Genomic DNA, 9,518 nt, shown 5'->3' with positions numbered 1-9,518 from the left:
CGCTAATAGTCCCAGAGACGCTGACCGCAGTTGCTGTAATGACGGAAACTGTTGTCTTGTGGCTAAAAAAAGCGCCAGCAATCCAAAAGCCATAAGAAAACGAAACCAGGTGATTGTATAAACATCCAACACCTGAAGAGTTATGGTTAGCGCTAGAGGGAGAATCCCCCACATAAATACAGTAATTAAAGATAGCGCTAATCCCAAGCGCCAGCGACCCGAAGTTTGATGGAGTGACATGAATATAAAAAAAGTAAAAAGTCATTTAGAGACGTGCCATGGCGCGTCTGCCAATTGTAGGGGCGGGTTTAGCCACTCAACTTGAATATCACCGATAACATTTAGAACAAAACCCGCCCTTTCCTAAATTGAAGGTATAGACTGTAGCTTAACTTAACACTAATGCCAACCCCAATTCCCAATCCCGATTAAAAGAAATCCGGCATCCAAGGTAATGAGCCAGAAAATAGTGAATTAGCCCTTGACAACGCTGCCGCCGTACTATCCAAATAACCCATCCGTTGCAGTTGCTCAGGTGTAAATAAACTGGTAAACAGAGAAGCCAACGCCCTTACATGCAAGCGGAATTCACCAGTCCCTCCGGGCGTGACTTTCCCGCGTCCCTGAGACACGTTCAAGATAAAGTTACCGTTATTAGCGGCAAATAATTCATCCTGAACCTGTAAATGTAATTCGGTTTCAATCTCTAAAGGATATCCTCGTTTTTCCAACGCTTTAGGGACATCAAGAATCCGCAGCATCCAACGTTCTTGTTGACAAATTTGAGCCGTTTGCTCCGGTAAGAGTAATGTTAAACTATCCATCAAAGAGCTGTACCAACCTACTTGCCTCACCTGAGAACGATGATCCGCGCAGAATGTCCAAAAACGCTGGGCGGCGGCTGGGGTAAGGAATGCCCAATCTTTAATATTCAGCAATAAGCCCTCAGCGTTTGAAGATTGGGTACAGATAACATAGCCTTCCGGTTGAGATTTGGCACCAATAAGATAAGCATAAACAGACTGATCATTTGGCGCTTCAACCAGACTTTGCCAAATCGCTGAATTTCGATTTAAATTACCGTTGGTTGTTTGCGCCTGTTGAGAATATAAGTCCTGAAAAACCTCATAGTTTACGGGTTTTACCCTGAACATCGGTAAAGTGCGATCGCGCTTTTGAATCGTCTGGGTTGGTATCTGCCAACGACACCGAATCCCTGCTTGTTCATAGCCGACTTTGCGATAGAGAACTTGGGTAGCCGCATAGAGGGTGGAAATGGGTACGCCTTGCTGATGAAGTTCCTGGAGTGTGCATTGCATCAGTTTATAAGCCGCCCCTGTACCTCGATACTCTGGGGCAATGCCAACGGCGGCAATTCCTGCCATGGGTATGGACTGACCCCCGTACCATTGTCCCATGGCATAAATAGCTAAACCGCCAACAATCTGTTCCCCTTGACGGATAAGACGAAAATTATCTTGACCGATACGATTTAGGTAAACTTGCCCATCGTTAAGGGAACTACCAAAACATTGCGTCAGTAGTTCCCCAAGTTGTTCCGCCTCATCCGGGGTGGAGATGCAGCCATAATCAAGTTGAGCGCTGATAACCATTTTGCACTCTTATAATACTGTTTGTATGTAATTGTAATACATTATCGAGAATTTCTTGATCGGTTATGGATGAAAACCCTGTAGGGACGGATTTAGATGTTCTTAAATGGCATACAAAACCCGTCCTTGCACAAACTGCTGTGTGAAAGCGCTTCTGAGGAGATTAATCAAAAAAGGTTATCAATAGTGACAATTGTCACAGGACTAGAATAACTTGTGGTAATTTTTTCCGGTTCAACGATACCAGATGCAGTCGGCGGCGTTGGCTTAAGCGACTTGTTGACTACAAGCAGGATGCGCCGTCAAAAACTTTGGGTTGTAGTATTTCACCCCGAGTTTATCCAATGTTGCGATCGCGCTATCCATGGCTTCCTTAATCCAATCATTTGGATCAGGGGACTTGGCACTGAGTTGGTAATCCGTTACATGAGGTTTGCACTCATCGGGATCATAGGTGCCGGAAGCTCGGCAAATAGACACATAGATGGTGTTATCAACATCTGGATTTGGCATCTCAATTCTGATGTAGTGATTCAGATAGAGCAAGGTTGACATGAACATGAGCCTAATCTCTCCGTCTTGGCTAAAGGGATTTACATCTCTTAATTTACTATTACTTTTATTTTTATGTGATCCTGATATTTTCGCTTCCGCCAAATTTTCTGATTATTTTGTGTACTTTGGCGGATTGACAAAGATTACATTTTTAGTTACATGGATTTGACTTTATGTTTTTTTAGTAATATAAAAAAACATAATATATTTTCGTCAAGCTAATAATTATATAACAAAACTTAATCAAATGCAACACAGTATCCCCACGTTGGCAGATGAGCTTCAGACGCACACCATCAAATCAACCTAGTGCAGCATGGGGGAAATCTATTTACGACTGATACATATATAAGTCATCATTTCTCCCTTACCTTTAACCGGAATTTGACCCCGCTGCTCAAATAAAAACTTATCCTTACAGAGTTTGTATGTCGTTTCTGTAACCTGAATCTTGTCAGGAATGCCATGAGATTCCATGCGGCTAGCGGTATTGACCGCATCTCCCCACAAATCATAAATAAATTTCTTGGTGCCAATTACCCCAGCAATCACAGGACCACTATTGATCCCAATCCGCAGACAGAAATTTTCATCCTGAAACTGGTTAAAGCGAGCAATGGCGATTTGCATATCTAATGCCATTTCGATCATAGCTTCAGCATGATCTTTGCGAGGAGTGGGAATACCACTGGCGATCATATAAGCATCGCCAATTGTTTTTATCTTCTCTAACCCATGCTTTTCCGTTAATTTATCAAATCGGGAGAATATTTGATTTAATAAGAAAACCAATTGCGCGGGTGGCATCCGAGCCGAAATATCGGTAAAACCAACAAGATCGGCAAATAAAATCGTCACATCAGCAAAGCGATCGGCAATGAGACAGGTTTCCTGTTTTAATCGCTCGGCAATGGGTTTGGGTAAAATATTCAACAATAAACGATCAGCTTTCTCCTGTTCCCAACGTAATGCCTTCTCAGCTTGCTTACGTTCGGTAATATCACGGACAAAGGCACAGTTATATTCCTTGCCGTTAAATTCCAAATAACTAATTCGCACTTCCACGGGGATACGTTTACCCGTTTTACTGCGATGATACGATTCAAGGGAAAGAGAACCACATTGTTTAATAATCTGCCAATGATCTGACCAACTCTGAGCGGTAAAATTAGCATCAATCTCATGAATTTTCATGGACAGCAAATCATTCAGAGGATACCCCAGCAACCGACAAGCGGCATAATTGACATACAATAGCTTTCCATCTTGCCCAATCCAGAAAATTGCATCAGCCGCTCGATCAATTGAAAACTGCGTAAATCGTAATGTATCATTAACGGTTTCCAGTTGTTCATTCGCCGTTTCCAGTTGGGTTGTACGTTCAGCTAATGCTTGTTGAGCCAAATATTTTTCAGTGATATCATTAAACAACCAGAGGCGACCTTGAATATCTTGACCGTAAGTCGGCAAACTTGAGATACTCAGTACCACTGATTTGGGTTGACTAAATGTCCAGATCCAGTCGTGAATTTCAGCATCCGGTTGGGAAAAAAGCTGTGCCGCCTGTTTAGCAATCTCCTCCTGATTATCCGCGCTGCTGCGTAAGGTTGCCATCGCCTGGGCGATCGCACTCGGTTCCGCTTCTCCTTGTTTTAATCCCAAAAGCTTTGCCCCGGCTGGATTTAGCCAACCTTGTCCGCCACTGATATCGACAAAGACGACTCCCTGAGGGATTTCTAAAATGGCATTGTAGCGGGCTTGGAGTTGTTCGAGGCGAAACGTGGTGGTTTGCAGACGCAGGAGGGTGTGGAGTTCTCCCAGCAGTAAATCTAGAAAGCGACGCTGATAGGAGGGCAGGTAAGTTTGGCGATACCAGAGTAATAAGATAGCACCTTGCTCCTGTGTTGTTTGCTCCTTTCGCAGGGGGAGTACCGCTAGAGACTTGGTACCTTTACCGACAAGCACAGGGGCTGCTTTGGGCGTCGCTGGATAATTCTCATAGAATAGGGTGCGGTTATGGGTTAGGGCTTCAGCAAAGAGTTTTGGTGTTGTCAGTTTATCCGGTAGGGCTGTAGGCGGGAAACTGACGAGTGATTGAGCCGTTACCTGATCGAGTTGGCGCAGTGCGATCGCGGCGTCGGCTTGGTTATATTCATACAACAAGCGGGTAACCTGCTCAATTAGCTGATCGGGAGTATTGGTATCGGATTGTGCGATCGCGGCGAGTACAGAACCCGCTGCTAATTTCCATTCAATCTCTAACAGGAAACGACGCACCAGCAAACCGCATCCAATTGCCAAACTCACTCCTGTGAGCCAAGGGCATAAGTAGGCATACCGACTAACAAGCAGCCAGCCACCGATTAAAATCAACCCTATTACAGACAGCGATCGGGGATTGGGGATTGAGGATGGAGGAACCATTCGTTCGCCTTGATGATAGGGTTTTGATGGTTCAGAGGTATCATGGCGCGTCTTTTGGGGCGGGTTTAGGAAATTCGGGCAAGCTATTGATGATAACATTTGTGCAAAACCCGCCCTGACTGTAGAGACGTAGCATGCTACGTCTCTACAATCTCCCTTATCTTCCCCCGTTTCTGTTGCTGTGAAGGGATTCAGAATCCAAGCAGGTAGAGGTAACAAAGCGATTACAGTACAGACAATCAATGCTAGACTCAGTGTCGAGATCCTGCTGGGATTAAGGATATCTAGTCCAACCAGCATCAGCAATAGTCCGATTAAAAATCGTCTAAATGTAGGAAGCTGATTGGGATGATCCAAGGACAACAATTAGCATTAACAATAAGTAAAGTAGGATGTTGGTCATCAGAGCCAAAGTGCAACTGGCACAAAGAACGCCGACGATAAACTCTTAGATCAACGTCCTTTAAGTTCAGATAAGTTCAGAACTAAAGATAAGCCGCGATCGCTTGGGTTACGGTATCTGGCGCACTCAAGTGAGGTAAATGACCCCATGCTTTTATATTGATTAGCTGACTCTCAGGGATGTTATCTGACATATACTGACCCACTTCTGGAGGTACAGCAACATCATCACTCGATTGTAGAATCAGAGTCGGTACATTCAGGCGCGGTAACTCTTTCCGGTGATCCGACTGGAATATAACGCGAGCAACAGCTTGAGCAATATCTGGACGAATAGCCGTCAGAGTATTCGCAAATTCTGTTGCCAGTTCCGGACGTTCAGGGTTTCCCATCACCATGGAGGCAAAACCACTTACCCAAGCATAGTAGTTCGCTGACATCGCCCCATAGAGTGCATCTAGGTCAGACTGATCAAACCCACCCACATATCCCACATCGTTGAGATACCGAGGAGATGCACCAACAAAAATAAGCTGGCTGAAGCATGAGGGATCGATGAGTGCAGCTAGCAAGCTAATCATACCACTGACTGAGTGACCCACCAAGATGGAGTTTGTAAGTTTTAACTCATGACAGATTTCCAGCAAGTCCTCGGCGTAGCTATAGAGGCTACTGTAGCGATGGGGACTATAGGCAGAAAAATCGGATTTTCCTGCACCGACATGATCAAAAAGGACAATCCGATAGTCAGAGGCGAAGGCGGCGACTTGATGACGCCAAGCGGTTTGATCTGAACCAAAGCCATGGGCAAAGATGATCGTCTGAGTACCTTCACCGAGGATATTGATATGATTGCGTTCTAATACACTTGTTGTCATAAGTTAGGTGGACACAATTAAAGTTAACGGTGGAGAGCGTCATTTGTCATTTGTCATTTGTCATTTGTAAGGGTTTGAGGTCTATTGACATAACTTACTGGACTGTGGATAAAAAAGGACGAGGAGATACTCAATACCATGAGAGACGCGATTAATCGCGTCTCTCCCCTGAAAATCCTGCATATAAAATTTGTCTTTCTCAGACAGCGTGGAATGCGGCTAATATTTGTTTAGGTCTCAACGGAAACTTAAACCGTGAATGATTGGTAGATGCAACGGGTTGCGAGTCGGAAGCCTTCGCTTCTTTCTCCTCTAAACTATCCTCGTTTAACTCAGACACCGGAACTAACATGGAATCGTGAGAACGCACTGCCATTTCGCCTTGTGCTAATGCCTCTCGCCACTGACGCCCAGTTTTCCAAGCTTTAAACTTGGCAGCATTCCAACGAGGATTCACTGGATATCCCGCAAATCCACAACGCAACGCGGCATGGTTAGCACTGGGAATCAGGGTATTAACCCAAACATTATCGGTTAGATCGATTCGCATGAAGTTTGGCTCCTTGGAAACTGTAGACATAAACTTCACCTCCCTATTGTTGTCAACCGCACAATTTTGTTGAGTATTATCAACTATTGTATTACGGATTGTTAAATAGCTACATCGCTTACTTGCGATTTACTTGTATTCACCTTCAACCGCAACATAGCCATTTCCGGAGAAACGTGCGATCGCGCCCGACTTCCGAAATTGACTAGAAAGCTTACCAGCAACCTTTCTCACAGGCGCTAAAACCTAAAGGGTTTGGGATTTTTCCCACCCACGCCATTACCCTTTAGCAATGTAAAGAAACCTTAAAGATTTGTCAAACGTCTTATTTATACAAGCATCCCCTAATCTGGGGTGACGTTCAATCCTAAATGTTCTCTGCACCCAAACGCAGGCGATCGCACATCTTTTCCCCGGCTACCCTACTGGGACGGACAAAGTTGGGACGGACAAACAATACGAGTCACTTCCCGATGCCCTCATACACCAGGGAGTGCGGATGGCGAGACTCGAACTCGCAAGGCTTACGCCACACGCCCCTCAAGCGTGCGTGTCTACCAATTCCACCACATCCGCATGGCTAACCTATTATATCAGCTCTGATGGGAAAATTACGACTTCTCAACAATTTTGTTGATGCATCCGAGGGGAAAACGTCAGCCACGATTCCCAAAGGATGCCACCAAAGGGGACAATCCCCCTTATCCTACTGAATACGGATATAGCAGCGCTGTTTTATGGACTTTGCCAAAATTTTAATTGCCAATCGTGGGGAAATTGCCCTGCGGATTCTCCGAACCTGTGAAGAAATGGGAATTGCCACCGTTGCCGTTCACTCGACCATCGATCAACAAGCCCTCCATGTTCAACTGGCGGATGAAGCTATATGCATCGGTGAAGCGCCCAGTAGCAAAAGCTACTTGAATATTCCTAATATTATCGCCGCCGCCCTGACGCGCAACGCCACCGCCATTCATCCCGGCTATGGTTTTTTGGCAGAAAATGCCCGATTTGCCGAAATTTGCGCCGATCATCAAATCTCTTTTATCGGTCCGTCACCTGAAGCGATGCGGGCGATGGGGGATAAATCCACCGCCAAGGAAACCATGCAACGGGCAGGCGTACCCACCGTACCCGGAAGTGAGGGATTGTTGAGTAGTGAACGAGAAGCCATCACCCTTGCCAAAGACATCGGTTATCCGGTGATGATTAAAGCCACAGCAGGCGGTGGCGGACGAGGGATGCGCTTAGTTCCCGATGAGAGTGCCATGAGTCGCCTGTTTCAAGCCGCCCAAGGAGAAGCCGACGCAGCCTTTGGCAATCCAGGACTTTATCTGGAAAAATTTATCGTCCGTCCCCGCCATATTGAGTTTCAAATTCTTGCTGATAGTTACGGTAACGTAATTCATCTGGGAGAACGGGATTGTTCGATTCAGCGACGCCATCAGAAACTCTTAGAAGAAGCCCCTAGTCCCGCCTTGACCCCAGAACTGCGAGAAAAAATGGGAACGGCTGCGGTTATGGCGGCTAAGTCGATTAATTACGTCGGGGCGGGTACGGTTGAGTTTCTTCTGGATGCCATGGGTAATTTTTACTTTATGGAAATGAATACCCGCATTCAAGTTGAGCATCCTGTCACCGAGATGATCTCAGGATTGGACTTAATTGCCGAACAAATTCGGATTGCCCAAGGCGAACCCTTGAAACTGACTCAAGACCAAGTAAAGCTTAAGGGACATGCAATTGAATGTCGGATTAATGCCGAAGATCCCGATCGCAATTTTCGTCCTCAACCGGGGCGGATTAGTGGGTATCTGCCCCCCGGAGGACCCGGCGTGCGGATGGATTCCCATGTGTATACCGATTATGAAATCCCCCCCTATTACGACTCATTAATCGGCAAGTTAATCGTATGGGCACCCAACCGCGATGCCGCGATTCGCCGCATGAAACGCGCCCTGCGCGAATGTGCGATTACTGGGGTTGCCACCACGCTGAGTTTCCACCAAAAAATCTTAGAAACCCCAGCGTTTCTCAGTGGTGATGTATATACAAATTTTGTTGAGCAAATGATGGCAACTGCCCAATCTTAAAGGGTTAGGGGCAGTCAGTGCATCATGGTCAGTAATCCTTGCTGACCTACAAGAATCTCCCGCAGTAAGCTAACAATCCCAACCCAAATAATCGGCGTAATATCCACACCCCCAATGGGCGGCACCAGTTTGCGGGTTGGGACTAAAAAAGGTTCGGTAGGCAAAGCAACCAGATTAAAGGGGAAGCGGTTGAGATCGATCTGAGGATACCAGGTAAGGATAATCCGGAAGATGAATAGTAAGATAGCCAGTCCCAGTAAAGGACTGAGAATCCATGTTGCCAGTGTCAGAGTATTCATGAGATAAGTCCTAATTTCACAAAAAAGTATGGAAATCAGTTAGCCAGTGTAACGCAAGACTAGGATGAACTACTATCAGGGATAGGGTAGGATATCCGTTGATCCTAAGATGTAACGGACTCCAGGGTAACTAACGTCTGCATCTTCTAAATCAGCTACATCTATATCAAATGGGCTAATTTTTAATCTTTTAATCAGCCCTTAGTTCTGCTATACAACCTTTATCTATAGCAATCCTATTTGAGTCCTGTCCAAAAAGCTGATAATTTTCGGGAATGGGCAATGGGCAATGGGAAAGAGTTTCAAAGCTTTTTTCTATTTTTTGATTTTTCACAACCTATTTAGGATTGCTATATCTGCACTGCCAATTTTCAGCTTAGGTTGAAACCACAATATCAATTTTATCTACTGCTTTGCGAGTATACTCATTCTGACCTCCCTTTAGAACATGAAACCATTTTGTTGAAGATTTATCCGGATTGGATTGTAAAGTATAGTTTAAACTTAGCCCAATCCCAGCGATGACTGAATTGGCGACGGCGGACACACCGACACCCAACAGGGTTAGCGATCGCACTCGTTGCCGATAGTGGCGAGTATAGCGCCAGTCTAGCAATTCTGCCGTACTGTGACCAATCAGATGAACGGGTTGATCTAGGGAACTCTCTTTTTTTGCCCATCTCCCTCAATGGCTGAGACGCTGA

At 45.5% G+C, this 9,518-nt stretch carries 9 protein-coding genes, 1 tRNA gene and 1 pseudogene; 1 reads left to right on the top strand and 10 read right to left on the bottom strand.

The window, feature by feature from the left end; genetic code table 11:
* From RIG66_RS00925 to RIG66_RS00895, 7 genes and pseudogenes are all read right to left on the bottom strand, one after another.
* A pseudogene (locus tag RIG66_RS00925) lies at positions 1 to 240 on the bottom strand (EamA family transporter); the annotation flags it as partial.
* A gap of 188 nt (positions 241 to 428) precedes the next feature.
* Positions 429 to 1,613, bottom strand: a complete 1,185-nt coding sequence (locus RIG66_RS00920; RefSeq protein ID WP_446374326.1) for a GNAT family N-acetyltransferase — start codon at positions 1,611 to 1,613, stop codon at positions 429 to 431.
* A 267-nt stretch (positions 1,614 to 1,880) separates the two neighbouring features.
* Positions 1,881 to 2,168, bottom strand: coding sequence for a hypothetical protein (locus RIG66_RS00915; RefSeq protein WP_446374324.1), 288 nt, complete (start codon positions 2,166 to 2,168; stop codon positions 1,881 to 1,883).
* Between the two features lie 327 nt (positions 2,169 to 2,495).
* Positions 2,496 to 4,691 (bottom strand): adenylate/guanylate cyclase domain-containing protein, encoded by a 2,196-nt coding sequence (locus RIG66_RS00910; protein ID WP_446374323.1) that lies wholly within the window; start codon positions 4,689 to 4,691, stop codon positions 2,496 to 2,498.
* Positions 4,692 to 5,077: 386 nt separating this feature from the next.
* Positions 5,078 to 5,872, bottom strand: coding sequence for an alpha/beta fold hydrolase (locus RIG66_RS00905; RefSeq protein ID WP_446374321.1), 795 nt, complete (start codon positions 5,870 to 5,872; stop codon positions 5,078 to 5,080).
* 199 nt (positions 5,873 to 6,071) lie between these two features.
* Positions 6,072 to 6,422 carry a hypothetical protein gene (locus tag RIG66_RS00900; RefSeq protein ID WP_446374319.1) on the bottom strand — a complete coding sequence of 117 codons (351 nt, stop codon included), beginning with the start codon at positions 6,420 to 6,422 and terminating at the stop codon, positions 6,072 to 6,074.
* A gap of 494 nt (positions 6,423 to 6,916) precedes the next feature.
* Positions 6,917 to 6,998, bottom strand: a tRNA-Leu gene (locus RIG66_RS00895).
* A 161-nt stretch (positions 6,999 to 7,159) separates the two neighbouring features.
* Between RIG66_RS00895 and accC the strand changes: the two genes are divergently transcribed.
* Entirely contained in the window at positions 7,160 to 8,515 is a 1,356-nt protein-coding gene (gene accC / locus RIG66_RS00890; protein WP_446374317.1) for an acetyl-CoA carboxylase biotin carboxylase subunit, read from the top strand.
* Positions 8,516 to 8,529: 14 nt separating this feature from the next.
* Here accC and RIG66_RS00885 read toward each other — a convergent pair whose 3' ends face one another.
* From RIG66_RS00885 to RIG66_RS00875, 3 genes are all read right to left on the bottom strand, one after another.
* Positions 8,530 to 8,814, bottom strand: coding sequence for a YggT family protein (locus RIG66_RS00885; RefSeq protein ID WP_446335557.1), 285 nt, complete (start codon positions 8,812 to 8,814; stop codon positions 8,530 to 8,532).
* A gap of 190 nt (positions 8,815 to 9,004) precedes the next feature.
* Positions 9,005 to 9,148: a hypothetical protein gene (locus tag RIG66_RS00880; RefSeq protein ID WP_446374315.1), complete on the bottom strand. Its 144-nt coding sequence runs from the start codon at positions 9,146 to 9,148 to the stop codon at positions 9,005 to 9,007.
* A gap of 42 nt (positions 9,149 to 9,190) precedes the next feature.
* Complete coding sequence (locus tag RIG66_RS00875; RefSeq protein WP_446374313.1) at positions 9,191 to 9,430, bottom strand: hypothetical protein; 240 nt, start codon at positions 9,428 to 9,430, stop codon at positions 9,191 to 9,193.
* Positions 9,431 to 9,518 lie beyond the last annotated feature (88 nt).

Origin of the sequence: Coleofasciculus sp. E2-BRE-01, assembly GCF_040221695.1 — a bacterium.
In the GTDB taxonomy this organism is placed as follows: Bacteria; Cyanobacteriota; Cyanobacteriia; order Cyanobacteriales; family Coleofasciculaceae; genus Coleofasciculus.
Note: the sequence above shows the minus strand (reverse complement) of the source record. Positions and strands in the feature narration are given on the sequence as shown.

Coding starts and splice junctions, on each gene's coding strand:
- RIG66_RS00920 (WP_446374326.1), bottom strand. CDS start 1,613: ATGGTTATCAGCGCTCAACTTGATTATGGCTGCATCTCCACCCCGGAT.
- RIG66_RS00915 (WP_446374324.1), bottom strand. CDS start 2,168: ATGTCAACCTTGCTCTATCTGAATCACTACATCAGAATTGAGATGCCA.
- RIG66_RS00910 (WP_446374323.1), bottom strand. CDS start 4,691: ATGTTATCATCAATAGCTTGCCCGAATTTCCTAAACCCGCCCCAAAAG.
- RIG66_RS00905 (WP_446374321.1), bottom strand. CDS start 5,872: ATGACAACAAGTGTATTAGAACGCAATCATATCAATATCCTCGGTGAA.
- RIG66_RS00900 (WP_446374319.1), bottom strand. CDS start 6,422: ATGCGAATCGATCTAACCGATAATGTTTGGGTTAATACCCTGATTCCC.
- accC (WP_446374317.1), top strand. CDS start 7,160: ATGGACTTTGCCAAAATTTTAATTGCCAATCGTGGGGAAATTGCCCTG.
- RIG66_RS00885 (WP_446335557.1), bottom strand. CDS start 8,814: ATGAATACTCTGACACTGGCAACATGGATTCTCAGTCCTTTACTGGGA.